Source organism: uncultured Dokdonia sp., assembly GCF_947492815.1.
GTDB lineage: Bacteria > Bacteroidota > Bacteroidia > Flavobacteriales > Flavobacteriaceae > Dokdonia.
Genome location: NZ_CANLOB010000023.1, coordinates 43660 through 61544, shown reverse-complemented (window position 1 = coordinate 61544; position 17885 = coordinate 43660). Strand labels below are relative to the sequence as shown.

The 17885-nt window shown below is 35.1% G+C and carries 14 protein-coding genes; 8 read left to right on the top strand and 6 right to left on the bottom strand.

Features of this window, described 5'->3' with window-relative positions:
• The first annotated feature begins 161 nt into the window (after positions 1 to 161).
• From Q1A01_RS17990 to Q1A01_RS17970, 5 genes are all read left to right on the top strand, one after another.
• Positions 162 to 2576, top strand: a complete 2415-nt coding sequence (locus Q1A01_RS17990) for a glycoside hydrolase family 31 protein (RefSeq protein ID WP_299683684.1) — start codon at positions 162 to 164, stop codon at positions 2574 to 2576.
• 26 nt (positions 2577 to 2602) lie between these two features.
• Positions 2603 to 3430 (top strand): M48 family metallopeptidase, encoded by an 828-nt coding sequence (locus tag Q1A01_RS17985; RefSeq protein ID WP_299683683.1) that lies wholly within the window; start codon positions 2603 to 2605, stop codon positions 3428 to 3430.
• A gap of 67 nt (positions 3431 to 3497) precedes the next feature.
• On the top strand, positions 3498 to 4793 hold the full coding sequence (locus Q1A01_RS17980; RefSeq protein ID WP_299683682.1) for an MFS transporter: 1296 nt from the start codon (positions 3498 to 3500) through the stop codon (positions 4791 to 4793).
• A gap of 142 nt (positions 4794 to 4935) precedes the next feature.
• Positions 4936 to 6003 (top strand): hypothetical protein, encoded by a 1068-nt coding sequence (locus Q1A01_RS17975; protein ID WP_299683681.1) that lies wholly within the window; start codon positions 4936 to 4938, stop codon positions 6001 to 6003.
• Between the two features lie 65 nt (positions 6004 to 6068).
• Positions 6069 to 6821 (top strand): metallophosphoesterase, encoded by a 753-nt coding sequence (locus Q1A01_RS17970; protein ID WP_299683680.1) that lies wholly within the window; start codon positions 6069 to 6071, stop codon positions 6819 to 6821.
• 55 nt (positions 6822 to 6876) lie between these two features.
• On the opposite strand, the gene Q1A01_RS17965 is transcribed toward Q1A01_RS17970, so the two are convergent.
• The 4 genes from Q1A01_RS17965 to Q1A01_RS17950 are packed head-to-tail and all read right to left on the bottom strand — an operon-like array spanning position 6877 to position 9822.
• Positions 6877 to 7596, bottom strand: coding sequence for a head GIN domain-containing protein (locus tag Q1A01_RS17965; RefSeq protein ID WP_299683679.1), 720 nt, complete (start codon positions 7594 to 7596; stop codon positions 6877 to 6879).
• Positions 7597 to 7617: 21 nt separating this feature from the next.
• The gene (locus Q1A01_RS17960; RefSeq protein WP_299683678.1) at positions 7618 to 8703 is read right to left on the bottom strand and encodes a hypothetical protein; all 1086 of its coding nucleotides are present in this window, start codon (positions 8701 to 8703) and stop codon (positions 7618 to 7620) included.
• A 23-nt stretch (positions 8704 to 8726) separates the two neighbouring features.
• Entirely contained in the window at positions 8727 to 9278 is a 552-nt protein-coding gene (locus tag Q1A01_RS17955) for a hypothetical protein (protein ID WP_299683677.1), read from the bottom strand.
• Complete coding sequence (locus Q1A01_RS17950) at positions 9244 to 9822, bottom strand: RNA polymerase sigma factor (protein ID WP_299683676.1); 579 nt, start codon at positions 9820 to 9822, stop codon at positions 9244 to 9246. The genes Q1A01_RS17955 and Q1A01_RS17950 overlap by 35 nt, the downstream gene beginning before the upstream one ends.
• 423 nt (positions 9823 to 10245) lie before the next feature.
• Between Q1A01_RS17950 and lon the strand changes: the two genes are divergently transcribed.
• The 3 genes from lon (at position 10246) to cmk (ending at position 14823) form a co-directional block, all read left to right on the top strand.
• Positions 10246 to 12696 carry an endopeptidase La gene (lon, locus tag Q1A01_RS17945; protein WP_299683675.1) on the top strand — a complete coding sequence of 817 codons (2451 nt, stop codon included), beginning with the start codon at positions 10246 to 10248 and terminating at the stop codon, positions 12694 to 12696.
• 312 nt (positions 12697 to 13008) lie between these two features.
• Positions 13009 to 14025 (top strand): type IX secretion system protein PorQ, encoded by a 1017-nt coding sequence (gene porQ / locus Q1A01_RS17940; RefSeq protein ID WP_299683674.1) that lies wholly within the window; start codon positions 13009 to 13011, stop codon positions 14023 to 14025.
• A 105-nt stretch (positions 14026 to 14130) separates the two neighbouring features.
• Positions 14131 to 14823: a (d)CMP kinase gene (gene cmk / locus Q1A01_RS17935; RefSeq protein WP_299683673.1), complete on the top strand. Its 693-nt coding sequence runs from the start codon at positions 14131 to 14133 to the stop codon at positions 14821 to 14823.
• Between the two features lie 248 nt (positions 14824 to 15071).
• Here cmk and Q1A01_RS17930 read toward each other — a convergent pair whose 3' ends face one another.
• Together Q1A01_RS17930 and Q1A01_RS17925 are read right to left on the bottom strand one after the other, a co-directional pair.
• Complete coding sequence (locus Q1A01_RS17930) at positions 15072 to 16532, bottom strand: TolC family protein (RefSeq protein WP_299683672.1); 1461 nt, start codon at positions 16530 to 16532, stop codon at positions 15072 to 15074.
• Positions 16529 to 17881, bottom strand: a complete 1353-nt coding sequence (locus Q1A01_RS17925) for an HlyD family efflux transporter periplasmic adaptor subunit (RefSeq protein WP_299683671.1) — start codon at positions 17879 to 17881, stop codon at positions 16529 to 16531. The genes Q1A01_RS17930 and Q1A01_RS17925 overlap by 4 nt, the downstream gene beginning before the upstream one ends.
• Positions 17882 to 17885 lie beyond the last annotated feature (4 nt).

The window sequence follows — 17885 nt, the reverse complement described above, 5'->3', positions numbered from 1 at the left end:
ATCTCGTAAGCTCGATTTCGCGAAAGCGTATAAAACGCCTTCAAAAACATGACAACGACCTTATAATAACACTACGAAAACGTTAGCGTTAATAACTTATTGCGATTAATTTTCTTCTTTTAAATAGATAGTGTTTATTTGAATTATAAAATAAAGATCCTATGATCATTAATACAGAATTACAACAAAAAGGAAATCAATTTCCTAATCAAATTATAGATTTTAACAAAGAGGTAGATACGCTGTATTTTAAAACAGAAAACCTCGTTATTTTACAACTTACGGTATTAAGAGATAGTGTTATCAGATTTCGATATGCGACAGAAGGTGCTTTTGAAAATGATTTCTCATATGCCATCGATGAAGGGGCTAATAGAGGGTATAATCATTTAGAAGTTACAAATGATGAAAAGCATTATATAGTTACTACCGCTAAACTTGTAATTCATATAGAGAGAATTAGTCTTCAGACGAAAATCTATGACTTAGAAGGGAATATTATAAATGAAGACGAACTTGGTTTTCATTATGAAGAAAGTTTTGAGTATGGTGGAAACATCGTCAAGATGAGTAAGAAAGCACAGCATGCAGAGAGTTATTATGGGTTAGGTGATAAACCGATGCATATGAATCTTAGAGGAAAACGTGTGCAAAATTGGGCTACTGATCAATATGCCTTTGGGAAAGATCAAGATCCTATTTATAAAAGTGTTCCTTTTTATATTGGTTTAAATAAGAAGAAAGCCTACGGGGTGTTTTTTGATAATACCTTTAGAACCTTTTTCGATTTTTGTCATGAGCGTATGGATGTGACAAGCTTTTGGGCACAAGGAGGAGAGATGAATTATTATTTTATCTATGGTCCTAGCATGTCTGATGTAGTAAAGAGCTATACCAATCTTACAGGTGTACCTGAATTGCCACCACTATGGGCATTAGGATATCAACAATGTAAATGGAGTTATTATCCAGAAAGTAATGTCAAAGAAATAGCTGCCAAGTTTAGAGAGCTTCAAATTCCTTGTGATGGGATTTATTTAGACATTGATTATATGGATGGCTTCCGATGTTTTACTTGGAATAAGGAGTATTTTCCAGATCCAAAACGCATGGTAAAAGAACTGGCGGATGATGGGTTTAAAACCATTGTGATTATCGACCCAGGTATAAAAATAGATAAGGATTACAGTGTTTATAATGAAGGAGTAGATAATGATTATTTCTGTAAACGTGCTGATGGTCCATATATGAAAGGAAAAGTATGGCCAGGAGAATGTAATTTTCCTGATTATACAAACCCTAAAGTACGTACATGGTGGGCAGGTCTTTTTAAAGAATTGATAGGAGATATTGGTGTAAAAGGCGTGTGGAATGATATGAATGAACCTGCAGTTATGGAAGTGCCGGGTAAGACATTTCCGCCTGATGTACGACATGATTATGATGGTAATCCTTGTAGTCACAGGAAAGCGCATAACATATATGGAACTCAAATGGCGCGTGCAACCTATGAAGGCGTAAAGAAGTTTGCTTATCCTAAACGCCCTTTTGTGATTACACGTTCTGCCTATAGTGGTGCACAACGTTATACTTCCTCTTGGACAGGCGATAATATTGCAAGTTGGGAACATTTATGGGTTGCCAATATCCAAGTACAACGTATGTGTATTTCAGGAATGTCTTTTACTGGAACTGATATCGGTGGATTTGCAGAGCAACCTACAGGAGAGTTATATGCACGATGGATTCAATTAGGAGTTTTTCACCCATTTTGTAGAACACATTCTTCTGGACATCATGGAGATCAAGAACCTTGGGCATTTGATCCAGGAGTGACTGATATTGCACGTAAGTTTATCAACTTAAGATATCGATTATTACCATACTTGTATACTATGTTTTATGAGTATACTCAAAATGGAACGCCTTTATTAAAACCACTAGTGTATTTTGATCAGGACGACCCGCAAACGCATTATAGAACTGATGAGTTTGTGTTTGGACATCAAATTTTAGTATGTCCAGTACTTGAGCCGAATGCTAAAGGAAGACGTATGTATATTCCAAGAGGAACTTGGTATAATTACTGGGATAAACTTCCCGTAGAAGGAGGAAAAGAACAGTGGGTAGATGCCGATGTGGATAGTATGCCTTTATTTGTAAAAGCAGGCGCTATTATTCCAAAATATCCTATACAACAATATGTAGGAGAGAAGAAGCTAGAACAGATAGAATTGGAGGTGTATTATGCCTTAGGGAAACATCAGTCTAATGTATATGAAGATGCGCAAGATGGATATGATTATACCAAAGAGCGTTATAGTTTTAGAACGTTTAAAATGTCAGGAAGAGAAAGTGACTGGATTATACAACAACATAAAAGAGGAACTTATGTTACTCCATATGATACGTATAGAATTCACTTAATTGGCTTGCCATTTAAAATAAAAGACATCGAGTTAGATAATACGCAAGTATCCCTTGAAAGTGTAAAGTACGACGATAAAACATGTTCTTTGATCGTACCTAAGAATTTTACAGAGCTTCATATCTCTGGGATTGCAGATAATTTGTAACTTTATGGTACTTAAAATCAATGACCATGAAGACAAAGCAATTATGCACACTTATACTTACGGTAGTATTAGTATGTGCCTGTAAAACAAGTCCTTTTACAGGAAAGAAAACATTAAATTTTGTAAGTAACGATCAGTTATTTCCATTAGCTTTTCAACAGTACGATCAATTCCTATCTGAAAATAATGTGCTGACTGGAACTGCCGATGCTAATATGGTAAAGAATGTAGGAGAGAAAATAGCTGTTGCTGCAGAACGATATCTTACTTCATTAGGAGAACCAGGATATCTTAAAGATTACCGATGGGAATATAACTTAGTACAGGACGATGCTGTAAACGCTTGGGCAATGCCTGGAGGAAAGATTGTTGTATATACAGGTATTTTGCCTATTACACAGACAGAAACTGGACTTGCGATGGTGATGGGACATGAGTTAGCGCATGCACTAGCAGATCACGGAGCACAACGTATGAGTGCTGCACAAGTACAACAGATAGGAGCTTTAGGAGTTGCTGTCGGTACTGGAGTAGCAGGGCAAGATCAACAGCAACAAGCTGCTTGGATGCAAGCGTATGGCTTAGTATCACAAGTAGGAGGGATGTTACCTTTTAGTCGTTCGCACGAAACACAAGCAGACGAGATTGGAATTGTTATCGCAGCTATTGCAGGATACAATCCGGATGAAGCAGCAAAATTATGGCAACGTATGAAAGCTGCTAGCGGAGGACAAGCACCACCACAAATACTAAGTACACATCCCTCTAATGATTCTAGAATTGCAAATCTTACTGCAAAAGCACCTTTTGCAAAAAAAGAAGCTGCAAAGTTTGGAGTGACTTCATTCAAGTAAACAAAAAATTTCAATAATATCTTCCTAAGAAAGCTACGCAATCGCGTAGCTTTCTTATTTTAGTGGTATGAAGACACAGCTACAAAAAGGAGATAAAAAACTTTTAAATGCCTGGGCATTTTATGATTGGGCAAACTCAGTATATAGTTTGGTTATTGCATCTGCGATTTTTCCTATTTTTTATGATGCTATATTTTCAGTAAGAGGACAGGAAACTGTAGAAGTTTTAGGGAAAGAGTGGAAAAGTAGCTCTCTTATTTTTGGGACCACTGCAGTTGCATTCTCTATCGTAGCAATTATATCTCCATTACTCTCAGGAGTAGCCGATTTTTTAGGAAATAAGAAATTCTTCTTAAAGTTTTTCTGTTATTTAGGAGCGATAAGTACAATAGGGTTAAGCTTCTTTTACGTAGATCATATTTTTCTAGGTCTTACGTTGTACCTATTGGCTCTTATAGGTTTCTGGGGAAGTTTGGTGTTCTATAATTCATACTTGCCAGATATCGCCCATGTAGATCAGCACGATAGTATCAGTGCAAAAGGCTTTTCTATGGGATATATCGGTAGCGTGATACTTCTAGGAATTTGTTTGTTTATGGTAATGAGTCAATCAGAAACTAAAGATCAAATCCATATGATGCGTGTTTCATTTGGACTTACGGGTGTTTGGTGGATCGCCTTTAGTCAGTATACCTATCTCTATTTGCCTAAAGGAAATAAAAGTGATGGTAAACTATCTAAAGATGTCTTCTATCAGGGATTTAGAGAACTCAAAGCCATATGGGCAGAAATGCAACACAAACCTCGTTTAAAATCATATCTCATTGCCTTTTTTGTATATAGTATGGGTGTTCAGACGGTTATGCTTGCAGCTTCCTATTTTGGAGCAGAAGAATTAGATTGGGGAACAACCGATAAAACATTTGGACTCATTATAAGTATTTTATTGATACAATTGGTGGCTGTATTAGGCGCATTTTTAACTTCAAAATTATCGGCACGTATTGGAAATGTCAAAGCATTAATTGTGATTAATGTGATTTGGATTGCTATTTGTGCATGGGCATTTTTTGTCTATACCCCTGTACAGTTTTATATAACCGCTGGTGTTGTTGGATTAGTGATGGGAGGCGTACAATCCCTTTCTCGATCTACGTATGCAAAGTTTCTTCCAGAAACAGACGATACGACATCTTATTTTAGTTTTTATGACGTATCAGAAAAAATAGGGATTGTCTTTGGAATGCTTATGTTTTTAGCTATGCAAGAGCTTACAGGAAGTATGCGCTATTCGATTATCTTTTTAATTGTGTTTTTTGGCGTTGGGGTATTCTTATTAAGAAAAGTACCTAAAAATGATTAGAAAATGTAGTGTTTTAATGCTTGGTACGCTTTCGCGAAAGCGTATATAAGAAGCTTTACATTCTACGATTGAGACATTTTAATAAAAGAGAGTAGAATATTTTACTTATGTTTGCGTTTGAAGTTTACAAATCTATATTAGAATGAAAAAAATATCCTACTATCTACCCTTTCTTTTATTATGTTTTGCTATTACATTTACTTCATGTGATGATGAACAATTAGAAGGAGAATTCTTTACTACACCTGACGGACAAGAAATTACTATAGACGACTCACCAGAGTGTCAAACAGCTTTAACTGCTTTTCAGCAAGCTGCTTTAGAACTACAAAATGCAGATCCAGCTAACTCAGCAGCTGCTTGTGCAGCATTATCTACCGCTTTAGATAATTTTGTGTTTACTTGCGGAGTTGATACTACAGATGCTTCTGTAGTGGCAGCACTAGCACTTCTTAATGGATGTGCCGATATGACTAATAATTGTACAACAGCAACGACAAATGCAGCTGCAGCGCAAACCGCATTTGAAAATGCAGATCCATCAAACCAAGAAGCATTATGTAATGCGTATACTTTAGCGTTAGAAGCTCAAATAGCTGCTTGCGGTGATGCCGATGGAAGTTTGCAAGCCATTATTGATGGATTAGATTGTATAGATCAAGTATGTGCAGACGCTATTGCAGCTACCAATGCTGCGTTTGAAATATTTGATATGGCAGATGTAACAGATGAAGATGCATATGTAGCAGCATGTCAAGATTATGCATTAGCATTACAAGCACAAATCGTAGCATGTGGCGATCCAGATGGAAGTTTAGAAGTAACATTAGATAATTTAGGAGATTGTTCTATTCCTGAAGACGATGGGCCTGTACGTATGAATGTAGATGAGGTGTTTAAAAACTTTAATATAGCAGATGCACCTATAGATGGATCTACTTTTGAAGTAACAGCCACTGATATTGATGTGAATGATACATTTGAGTTTACACTTGTATTACAACAAACAGGAGAAAATGTACTTCAAAATATTGTATTAACAATAGATGGAGTTGTTTTTGAGCCTGTATTGAGTGGAGCCCCTCAGTTTGTAAATGAAATTACTCAAAATGATGGAACAGTAATTATAGGAACATTTAGTGGTCCTATGATGAATGCTGATGGTGATGTAATTACTATTACGGGTGGAATTATAGATATAGAAATATAAACTGCGTTATATATTAAAAAGATAAAGAGGCGGTTTTACCGCCTCTTTTTTTATACAAGATTCAGATGTTTATACAAATTTGTTCCGATTTACATTTAGAGTTTATACAAAACCGAACGTGGATAAAAGATCACCCCTTAGTACCTAAAGGAGACATACTCGTTATTGCAGGAGATACATTTTATATAGATGAAAAACTTGGAGCGTTAGACTTTATAAAAAAAGTATCTGACGATTTTGAAGCAGTGTATATTGTGCCTGGAAATCATGAGTATTATGGAGGATATAATATTGCAACAGCATTGCAAACTACACATGAATCTATTAGTAAGAATGTCTTTCTCGTAAATAACTATTCTGAAACAATAAACGGAGTTCACTTTGTCTTTTCAACATTATGGTCGCGTATTCAAAAAAATATACTAGCCATTATGAGAGGTATGACTGATTTTAGAAAAATACAGTTTAATAAAGAAAAATTTACAATAAATCATTTTAATGAGATTCATGATGCCTGTTTTGAATTTATAAAGCGGGAAGTAAAAAAAGAAGGAAAGAAAATAGTGGTCACACATCATTTACCTAGTAACTTATGTAATGTCAATGAATTTAAAGATAGTGTATTAAATGATGCATTTTGTGTAGATAAAACAAACTTCATTTTAAATAGTACAATTGATTATTGGGTGTATGGACACAGTCATAGAAATCTAAAAGATTTTAAAATTGGAAATACACAAATGATCACCAATCAATTAGGGTATATTGGTAAAATGGAGCATAGTCGTTTTAACTTAGAAAAAGTAATAGAACTATAGTCAATAAAAAAAGCGCTCATCACGAGCGCTTTTTTATGTTAGAGAAAGAAGTTGCTTACTGCATTTTAATGTTTCCAGAACCAGAAACTTTCGTATCCTGCTTATCTGGATTTCCATAACAGTCTATATCTCCAGAACCACTTACACGAGCTTTAATACTTTTACTACAGTATACAGCTACATCTCCTGAACCTGCCACACTTACATATGCATTAGCTGCTTTTAAGTCTCTTGCGTGTACTTCTCCAGATCCAGCTACACTTGCTTCTATATCTCTACTATTTCCTTTTAATGTAAGATCTCCAGATCCAGCGACACTTGCATCCACGGTATCTACATCCAATTGTAATGTAAGATCTCCAGATCCAGCTACAGATGTTTTAAAATTTGTTGCTTTAATAGTTTCCTTATTCCATACTTCTCCAGAACCTGCTAGTGTTACTTCATTTAAATCTTGAAAAGGAACGGTGATTTTAATCTTTTTTGTAGAGCGTATGTTTTTGTTATTTTCTACTTTAATCTTTAATGCATTTCCTCTTACTTCTGTTACAATGTATTCTAATAGATTGCTTTCTCCTTCAATAGTAATAGTTCCTTCGGTACCTGCGACAAGTTCTACATCAAAAGACCCTCCTACATTTACTTCATCATACGTTCCTACCGAACGTGTGATCGTGGTTACATTTCCATTTCCTTTAACGCCTTTGCCCCACCATTGTGCTTGTACTTGTAAAGCAGATACTAGAATAAGACAGATTGTGATTACTTTTTTCATACTATTGATTTTTAGATTGATTTATATTTTAGTGAATGTTACCCCTCCGTATTCAGAGTTGATATTTATATTATTTTTACTAGTTGCATCTCCATGATATCCTTCATAATACTTATCTGAAGATTCAATACGTTGTTTTGTGATTTCTAAGTCATCTTTACCTCCAAGACCCGCATATTCAAGGGAGATATTAAAAGTAAATGTATACTGACTATTATATCCTAATTTAATACCTGTATAATCACTTTGGATACTCACATCTCCTGCTAAAGCTCCCAATTCATTAATACGTACAGAACCATAGTTTGTATTTAAATTTACATCGCCTTGTACGGTTTCAAGTGTGGTCGTTAAATGATCTCCTCTTCCTGTAAGTGATGTAACAGTATCAGCTTTTAGTTTTCCATAATCACATACATAATTCAAGTTTTCTATTTCTCCAAACTCACTATTTGTATGGTCTGCATTTAATTCGATAGTACCTGCTTTTTCTAATGTAAAACTAGAGTGGTGGGTAGTAATGCGACCACTTTTCATATACTCAATCGTTGAATTATTGGTATAATCAAAATTTAAACGATTAGTATCTCCTAATAACTTACCTAAGTTGAGTTTTCCATAATCACAACTTATTTTTACATTTCCTTTGGTCTCATTGATATAGATATCCCCATAATCATTACTAATATCAAGATCATTGGTTACAGGAACCTTTACTTCATAGCGCACTTCCATGTTTACATTACTGTTTTTCCAGCTTTTCCACCAGGAGCGTCCTCCGCCATCATTAAACTTTGTGACAGCACTTACCAGACCAGCACTTCCATCAAAATCAACGTTGATTTCATCTAGTTTTTCCTGAACTCTTTCTTCGTTATTACCGTTGGTTTTAATAAACACCTCAATAACAGTTCTGTTTTCATCCCAAGAGACAATATTTACATTTCCATAGCTGTTCTCTATTTTAAGTCTGGCGTCAGGATTTACAGTAAATTCTTTTTTAACTTTCTTCTCTTTGGTATAGCGTCCTTTAAAACCATTGTAGGCAAAGGCAACCGTTGGTATAGAGATTAAGATAAATAATAGCGTATAAATTTTTGTTTTCATAATATGGATATCATCAAGGCTTCTTAAATTGTTGAGGCTTTTAATTCATTTAGGTTTTTAATAGCATCTATGTGTTCTAGTACTTGTTCTAAGAGGTCAATTCTATTTTGGAAATTATTGATCATTGCATAGATGACTCTTTTATCTTGTCCACTTTCGGCAAGATCACTTTTTAAGTTGTCATAATCAGCTTCAAGTATAGCAAGTCTTTTCTTGGCATCGTCTACAACAGCTTGTGTTTCTGGTGTAGCTTGCTCATTAATTTCAAATAACTCTTTTTCTATCGTCTGTGTGAAAAATTGCTGTGTTTGTTCCATTTCTGGAGATACATCGGCAAGTTCTCTTACATCAGTATCTACATTTCGCGAAAGCGTAATCATAAATACCAGAGCGATACTTGCCGCAACTGCTAGTGGTTTCCACCAGTTGAGTTTACGTACAGGTTTTTCTTCTATAGCCTGTGTGCTCTTTAATTTTTCTAAAAACCGAGCTTGGTGATCTGAGCTTGGTTCTTTTGTACTAAGCTGACCTTCTAACCGATCAAATAGTTGTTCTATATCGTCCTTCTTCATCATTTTTTAATAATTTTCGTAAACTATCTTTTGCTCTAGAAACTACCGTTCTACAATTGGCATAGCTTACATTTAATATACTACTCATCTCTTCATAATCATACCCTTCGATGAGGTGTAGGGACAATGCTTGTCTATAATTATCTTTAAGATTGTCCATTGCTTTTAATACTTGTTGTGCTTTCACTTGACTTAAGTCAGCTTCGGCAATACCGTCTGCATCATCTTCAATACGGTATAAGTGATCTTCTAATGGTGTCTCGTCTAGTCGTTTTGAACGTTGGTAACTATTTAAGCTCTTATTTACGACAATACGTTTTAACCAACTTCCAAAAGTAGCGTCTCCTTTAAAGCTATCTAATTTTGTAAACGCGTTGAGGAAAGCTTCTTGCATGACATCTTCTGCTTCGGCGGTATCTTTTACAATGTGTAAGGCAGTATTGTACATCGCTTTGTAGTAGCGGTTGTACACTTCTAGCTGTGCACTTTGTTCTCCACGTTTACACATGGGAAGAAGATCAGTAATATCGCGATTGGTTAGTGTCACTTTATGGTTTTGATTAATTCTGTTATAAAGATGCGCGCTTTTTTGGTTTGTTACACTTTCGTGAAAAAATATTTCGATTTTATTAAACCTGTCTATTCTTAAAGATAGTGAAGCTATAGGTTTTATTGGGGTTGTCGCATTTTTTTTTCTTTTTATATTTTGTAAATTATAAAAATGTTTTTATTAATAATATACTATAAATGGATGCTGAATTGCTTTTCGCGAAAGCGTAAAAAAGAATACTGTAAACAATAAAACATCTTTTAGTGTATCGTTAAACTGGCATAAGAATTGTCTAAGTATAGATGGAAACAGCGTATAATAGGTTGTTATATATAGATAGTACTATCATACGTTGCTAATTAATTAAAAAAACAAAACGTCTACTGTCTCAGAAATGTGACATTATGACGTATATACAATATGGCAAAATCAAAATTTACAACACTTGACAGATTGTCACTGCAAGATATAGATGGAGATGCAGAGTTAATTCCATTAATGACTCCAGAAGATGAAGAAGCAATTAATAAGGAAGAACTTCCTGTAAGTATTCCTATTTTACCATTGCGTAATATGGTGCTTTTTCCAGGGGTAGTGATTCCTATTTCTGCTGGAAGAGACACTTCTATTAAGCTGATAGATGAAGCAAATAAAGGGAGTAAGATTGTAGGTGTCGTTGCACAAAAAGATGAAGAGGTAGAAAACCCAACTGCAGATGATATTCATAAAGTAGGGGTGGTAGCACGTATTTTACGTGTACTTAAAATGCCAGATGGAAATGTGACGGTGATTATTCAAGGAAAAAAGCGTTTTGAAATTACAGAGGTAACTTCAGAAAAGCCATACATGATGGCACGTATTGCTGAGTATCCAGAAAAACGTCCTGCTAAGAATAATAAAGAGTTTAAAGCAGCAATAGATTCGATACGTGATTTATCATTACAGATTATTCAGGATTCTCCTAATATTCCTTCGGAAGCATCTTTTGCTATTAAGAATATTGAGAGTAATTCTTTCTTGATCAACTTTGTGAGTTCTAATATGAACTTAACGGTGACTGAAAAGCAAAAGCTTCTAGAAGTAAATGACCTACACAAACGTGCATTAGAAACACTTACGTTTATGGATTTAGAGCGCCAGAAATTGGAGCTTAAAAATGATATCCAAAGTAAGGTGCAAAGTGATATGAGTCAGCAACAGCGTGAGTATTTCTTACATCAACAAATGAAAACCATTCAAGAAGAGCTTGGAGGCGTTTCTTCTGAGGATGAGATTGAAGAAATGCGTCTACGTTCTAAAGACAAAAAGTGGGATGAAAAAGTAGCAAAGCATTTTAAGAAAGAACTTGCGAAGATGCAGCGTATGAATCCGCAAGTTGCTGAGTATAGTATACAACGTAATTACTTAGACTTATTTCTAGACTTACCTTGGAATGAGTTTAGTACTGATAAGTTTGATTTAAAACGCGCAAAGAAAATATTAGATCGTGATCACTATGGGCTTGACGATGTAAAGCGTCGTATCATAGAATACTTAGCTGTTTTAAAGCTTCGTAATGATATGAAATCACCTATTTTATGTTTGTATGGTCCTCCAGGTGTTGGTAAAACTTCATTAGGAAAATCTATTGCAGAGGCATTAGGAAGAGAATATGTACGTATGAGTTTAGGTGGTTTACGTGATGAAGCAGAAATACGCGGTCATCGTAAAACGTATATTGGTGCAATGCCAGGTCGTATCATTCAAAGCCTAAAAAAAGCAGGTACAAGTAATCCTGTTTTTGTACTTGATGAAATAGATAAGTTGAGTGCAGGAAATCAAGGAGATCCTTCTTCGGCGTTATTAGAAGTATTAGATCCAGAGCAGAATAGTGAGTTTTATGATAACTTCTTAGAAATGGGATTTGACCTTTCTAAGGTGATGTTTATTGCAACATCTAATAGTCTGAATACCATTCAACCTGCATTACGTGATCGTATGGAGATCATTAATGTAACTGGATATACGATAGAAGAAAAAGTAGAAATAGGAAAACGTCATTTATTACCAAAGCAATTAGAAGAGCATGGGATGAATGATACCCAACTTAAAATAGCAAAACCACAACTTGAGAAAATCGTAGAGGGCTATACACGTGAGTCAGGTGTACGTGGTCTTGAAAAGCAAATTGCAAAAATGGTACGTTATGGCGCTAAAAATATTGCCATGGAAGAAGCATATAATGTCAAAGTAGCAAACGATGATATTATAGAAGTGTTGGGAGCACCTCGTTTAGAACGTGGTAAGTATGAAAATAATGATGTAGCTGGTGTTGTGACAGGTCTTGCTTGGACACGTGTAGGTGGTGATATCTTATTTATAGAATCGGCTTTATCTAAAGGGAAGGGGCTATTATCTATTACAGGTAATCTTGGAAAGGTAATGAAAGAGAGTGCTACCATTGCGATGGAGTATATCAAAGCGAATGCAGAAATGTTAGGATTAAAACCTGAAATATTAGATGCCTATAATGTGCATATTCACGTTCCAGAAGGAGCGACACCTAAAGATGGTCCTAGTGCTGGTATTACCATGTTAACGTCATTAGTGTCTTTATATACGCAACGTAAAGTAAAAAAGAGTATTGCGATGACAGGAGAGATTACGTTACGAGGAAAAGTATTACCTGTAGGAGGAATTAAAGAGAAAATTCTAGCTGCAAAACGTGCAAAAATTAAAGAAATCTTATTGTGCGAGCAAAACCGAAGAGACATTGAAGAGATTAAAGAAGAGTATCTCAAAGGGCTTACCTTTCATTATGTAAAAGATATGAGCGAGGTTCTAGAATTAGCACTTACAAAGCAAAAAGTAAAGAATGCTAAAAAACTATAAGTTATAGTATAAAATGTTTGTAAGGACGAGAATATATTCTCGTCCTTTGTATTTAAGTTCATTACTTTTTTTACCTATTAGATTTCACATTTTGCGCCTTTAATTTGTCATTTTGTAACACCGTAGCGATACTATGTAATTACAAAATGTCTTCATTATGACACAAAAGCTGAAACCTCCGGTTACAAACAAAAAAATTAAATAACTTCATTTTACGCTCCTGTCAAAATATATTATACTTGTATGCGTTTTGAAATAGTACATTTCGTATCCTAAAAAAAAGATATAGTCTATAGAGGCTAGATAAATTGCATGCAGAAATATTTATTTTTCTTACTATTTTTAATCTCTACCCTTTGTCATGCACAGTTAGGAGGTCGTGCGACTTATCAATTTCTAAACTTAGCTACTTCACCAAGGCAAGCAGCATTAGGAGGGAAGATTATCACCAACTATGACTATGATCCTGACTCTGCATTGTATAATCCAGCTTCCATCAATTACAGAATGGATAATCAGTTGTCAGTAAACTATGTCAACTTCTTAGCTGATATCAATTATGGTACAGCGAGTTATGCATATTTATGGGATAGGCGTACACAAGTAATACATGCAGGGATTACCTATATTAACTACGGTACTTTTGATGGGAGAGATGAAAACGGAAATCCAACAGGAGATTTTGGTGGAGGAGAAGCAGCGTTATCCTTTGGATATGCTGTTAATATTCCACGTACAGATTTTCATGTAGGCGCCAATGTAAAATTTATTACTTCCAAATTAGAACAATTTACCTCTGTAGGTGTCGCTACAGATCTTGGATTTATTTATAATTATGAAAAATGGGATCTAAATATTGCAGCGGTTGTTCGTAATCTAGGAACGCAAATTACTCCCTATGTAGATACTTTTGAAAAATTACCATTAGAAATTGATGCTGGAATTTCTCAGATTGTACCTAATGTTCCTATTCGATGGCATTTGACGTTTGAGAATCTTCAATTATGGAATATTGCTTTTGAAAACGAAGCAAGAGGTATTACAGATTTGGATGGAAATACAACGGGAGAAGAAATAGGTATCCTAGACAATGTGATTCGTCATACCATTGTAGGAGTTGAATTGTTTCCACGCAGTGGTTTCAATATTCGATTGGGATATAACTTTAGGCGAAGTGAAGAACTACGTATTATCGACCAGCGAAGCTTTGCAGGAATTAGTGCGGGTATAGGGATTAAGATCAATAAAATACGCTTTAACTATGCGTATGCACGTTTTAATAGTGCCGCTTCTAGTAGTTTGTTTGGATTGAATATTGATTTGCGGTAATATATAAAGGCACCATTTCATGCTTTCCAGATATTTAATAAAAACACCATAATATTTTATCCCTCCATTTCTAATTTTTACTTTCGCAGTCTTAATTGCACTTTCGTGAAAATTACTATAGCCATAGACGGATATTCATCCACAGGAAAAAGTACGGTTGCCAAACAACTAGCCGATTGGCTTGAGTATATCTATGTAGATACGGGTGCAATGTATCGTGCGGTGACTTTATTTGCTATGCGTAAAGGATTGATAAGTGATGGTTTTTTTGATAAAGAACAGCTGATAAAAAAACTAGATGCTATTACTATCACTTTCGTAAAAAACGTTTCAACCGGAAAAGCAGAGGTATGTCTGAATGGTGAGAACGTAGAAAGTCTCATCAGAACACTGGAAGTTTCTTCTTTTGTAAGCCCTGTGGCAACGGTCTCTGAAGTACGCGCAAAATTAGTGGAACAACAACAACGTATGGGAGAGGAAAAGGGAATTGTTATGGATGGACGTGACATAGGTACTGTTGTTTTTCCTAATGCCGAACTTAAAATATTTATGACGGCTAGTGCTGAAGAGCGCGCCAAAAGACGTTATAACGAACTCCTAGAACGTGGCGATACAATTACTTATGAATCTGTATTAAGTAATGTTGTAGAACGCGATACGATAGATACCACTCGTAAAGATTCTCCATTGGTGAAAGCAGCAGATGCTATAGAAATCGATAATACAGAAACCAATATCGAAGATCAGTTTCACACGATTTTACAACTCGCAAAAGATCGTATTGCAAAACGTGTATAAGTTAGGTGGTAGTCTTCAATTAGTAATTGATACTTTTTAAGGTGTACTTTTATACTAATTAACATTGAAAAATTCTTTTCTATAATAACGATAAATAAGCATCGGAATACGGCATAATAATTAATTGTAAGTTGTCCTAACTCCTGATTCTTGTAACGAAGCGATCATGATTTATTTTCGCGAAAGCGAAAATTACAAACAGTTAACTATTTATAGGCATGTGTTAGGTTCTAAGTTTTACAAAATGATTACAGTACTGGACGCACTCCTATACTTTTAAAGAGTTTTGCTTTTGCTTTTAAGAAACCGTTTTGTGTTTTATTTCTTTTCAAATACGCATCAATCAAGCTTCGTTCACGAGAATTCACTAAGAAAATAGAGCTCTCTCCTAATTCAAATTTACGTTCCTCTCCAGTTAGTAATACTTGGTAGTTGGTAACAATATCTGCAATGAGTGTATTTTGTCTTGTGTATGAATCTAGCTCTTGATAGATCGCTTTTACACTATTCTGTATATTTGTTTCGGTAGCAATAAGGTCTAACTCTGCATCTCGTATTTTAAGCTTTGAAAGTTTTAAATCTCCACGTTCTTTTCTTAAAAATAAAGGAAAACTAAAGTTAACTCCTCCTTTATACTGACTTGCCAAGAAACTATTTCCTATGTCAGGAGTTTCGGTAAGGAAGTTATATTCTAGTTTTAATTTAGGTAATAATTTGTTTGCTTTTAGCGTACGATCTACCTGCAATCCTTCTAATTTTAAGTTAAGAGATTGTAGTTTTGGGTGATTTGCAACTGTAAATGTTTCTAGCGATTGTCCAGCAATTTGTAATGAAATATCTATTTCATTTGTGATCTCCAAATTAGGAATCACATTATCTTCTAGTTCTAATGGGGTATTACTATTTAACCATAAGAAATTAGACAGACGCATGCCAGCGTTAAATAAAGTGACTTGTGCCTGTTCTAAACTCAACTGTCTGTTTTGTAATGATATTAATGCTTCGGTAGCATCTATAGCTGCATTTTCTCCTACTTCTACTCCTTTCTGTATGCCTTCATATCGTAATTGCGCATTACTGACAAATTGTTCAAAAGTAATAGCGTCTTGATAAGCTTGTAGCCAATTAAAATAGGCTAAAGAGGCATCATAAATAATTTGATTCACCAATATATCACGATCTGCTTGTGTTTGTTGTCTAAAGAATTTGGCTTTACGTAAAGTTGCCATACGTTCATTAATCCATAATCCTTGTGCGATATCTATAGAGATTCCTGCAGCAAAAAGTCCTTCTTCTGGAACGTTTCGTTCAGGATTTAGAAAAACCCCTTCATTACGTTCAAATCCAGCTTTTAACTCAATACCATACCAGGTAGGTATTTTAAGTTTTGCGTCCAGAATATCATAATATTCAAGATCTTTAAAATCCTTACGGCTATAATCTGCTTCCAACTTTGGATCAAAACCACCACGTGCTTTCAAGACTTTTGCTTGTCCTTCGGTTAGGACTAATTCTGCTTGTTTTACGATAGGATGAAACTGCTTCACATATCCTATATACTCTTCAAAGCTTAATATTTTTTTAACCTTTTGGAGTGGGGGTGTTTGCGCTCCTGCCTGTCGTGCTATATTTTGAGCACTAGCGGCAGACAGGTTTGCGAAAGCGGACCCTAAAAGAAACACGAATGTATACAACACTGTTTTCATCATTTTGATGCGGTCTTTTTAGTTGCTGAATCTGCTTGATAATAATTAGGTGGGAATCCATTAAGCTGTCTCCAAAGTTCAAACCAGATAGGAACATCCTCTAGTAAAGCAATAGAACGCGCTCCAGAACCTGCGCGTAATGCACTAGGCCATGGTTCTTCATTTGGATCTGGGGCAATGAGTAATCTGTATTTTCCATTGTCGCTAATGAATGTTTCTACAGCTACAATTTTACCTGCGTATGTCCCCGTAGATACATTAGGCCATCCACTAAAGATAATAGCTGGCCATCCATCAAACTGAATACGTACATTGCTTCCTTTGTGAGCTAATGGTAAATCTATCGGATTGATAAACATTTCTACAGCAAGATCTGCATTATCAGGCATGATGTTAATAAGCTTGTCACCTTCTTTAAATGTTTCGCCAACCCCAGCTTTAATGGCTTTATTTATAAAACCACTTTGTGGCGCACGTACATAGTATAAACTATTTCGAATTTGATAGTTTGATAAGGAATTCTCAAGTTTAGTTACCTGTGCTTCTGCATCAAATCCACTAGATGAGGCTGTAAATTTATCACTCTGTGCTTTAGAAATTTTATCCGTATATGCAGCTTGAACACGCGTGATTTCTACTTGAGCATTGATCACATTGTTTTTACTTGTAAGCAATTTGTTTTTCTGAGAGATTAATTTTGCTTGCGTCTCTTGTAATTTTAGGCGTTTGTCTTCTACATCTTTTGTAGCTTTAAGACCTTCAACTTGCAATTGCTCTGTACGCTCATACTGACGTTCTGCTATCGTTAGATTTGTTTTTGCAGCTTCCAGATCTATACTGTCACTTTGTACTTTAAGATTTGCTTGTAATAATTTATTACGTGCCTGTTCTAGTTTGAGTACACGCTCATTTTGTAATGCCGCTATCTGATTATCGAGTGCATTTACTTTACCTTGATACGCTGAAACAGAATTTGTTTTTGCATTAATTTGCTGTTCTGTTCTAGTAATTAAATTAGGATCGAAATACTCATTTTTTATTTCAGAGATGTGCATAATCGTATCTCCTTTCTTTACATAATCTCCTTCTTGGACATACCATTTTTCAATACGACCGGGAATAGGTGATTGTACTGTGGTAGCTCGTTGTTCAGGACGTAAAGTGGTGAGGTATCCTTTTCCTGTAATATTCTGAGTCCAGGGAAGGAATAATATAATAAAACCTATGATAGAAAAGGTAAGTAAAAATCTATTGAAATGCTTAAAATGTTTTTTATGCATCACCTTAGATATAGCCTTATATTCGTTAAGGTCTACTGTCTTATTTAATTTGTTTTCTGCAATATTAAGCATGGTT

Bases quoted from the DNA above. Each gene is read 5' to 3' on its own strand.
- Q1A01_RS17965 (WP_299683679.1), bottom strand. From the start codon at position 7,596: ATGAAAAAAGTAATCACAATCTGTCTTATTCTAGTATCTGCTTTACAA.
- Q1A01_RS17960 (WP_299683678.1), bottom strand. From the start codon at position 8,703: ATGAAAACAAAAATTTATACGCTATTATTTATCTTAATCTCTATACCA.
- Q1A01_RS17970 (WP_299683680.1), top strand. From the start codon at position 6,069: ATGTTTATACAAATTTGTTCCGATTTACATTTAGAGTTTATACAAAAC.
- porQ (WP_299683674.1), top strand. From the start codon at position 13,009: ATGCAGAAATATTTATTTTTCTTACTATTTTTAATCTCTACCCTTTGT.
- Q1A01_RS17980 (WP_299683682.1), top strand. From the start codon at position 3,498: ATGAAGACACAGCTACAAAAAGGAGATAAAAAACTTTTAAATGCCTGG.
- Q1A01_RS17955 (WP_299683677.1), bottom strand. From the start codon at position 9,278: ATGATGAAGAAGGACGATATAGAACAACTATTTGATCGGTTAGAAGGT.
- Q1A01_RS17925 (WP_299683671.1), bottom strand. From the start codon at position 17,881: ATGCTTAATATTGCAGAAAACAAATTAAATAAGACAGTAGACCTTAAC.
- lon (WP_299683675.1), top strand. From the start codon at position 10,246: ATGGCAAAATCAAAATTTACAACACTTGACAGATTGTCACTGCAAGAT.
- Q1A01_RS17985 (WP_299683683.1), top strand. From the start codon at position 2,603: ATGAAGACAAAGCAATTATGCACACTTATACTTACGGTAGTATTAGTA.
- Q1A01_RS17930 (WP_299683672.1), bottom strand. From the start codon at position 16,532: ATGATGAAAACAGTGTTGTATACATTCGTGTTTCTTTTAGGGTCCGCT.
- Q1A01_RS17975 (WP_299683681.1), top strand. From the start codon at position 4,936: ATGAAAAAAATATCCTACTATCTACCCTTTCTTTTATTATGTTTTGCT.
- Q1A01_RS17990 (WP_299683684.1), top strand. From the start codon at position 162: ATGATCATTAATACAGAATTACAACAAAAAGGAAATCAATTTCCTAAT.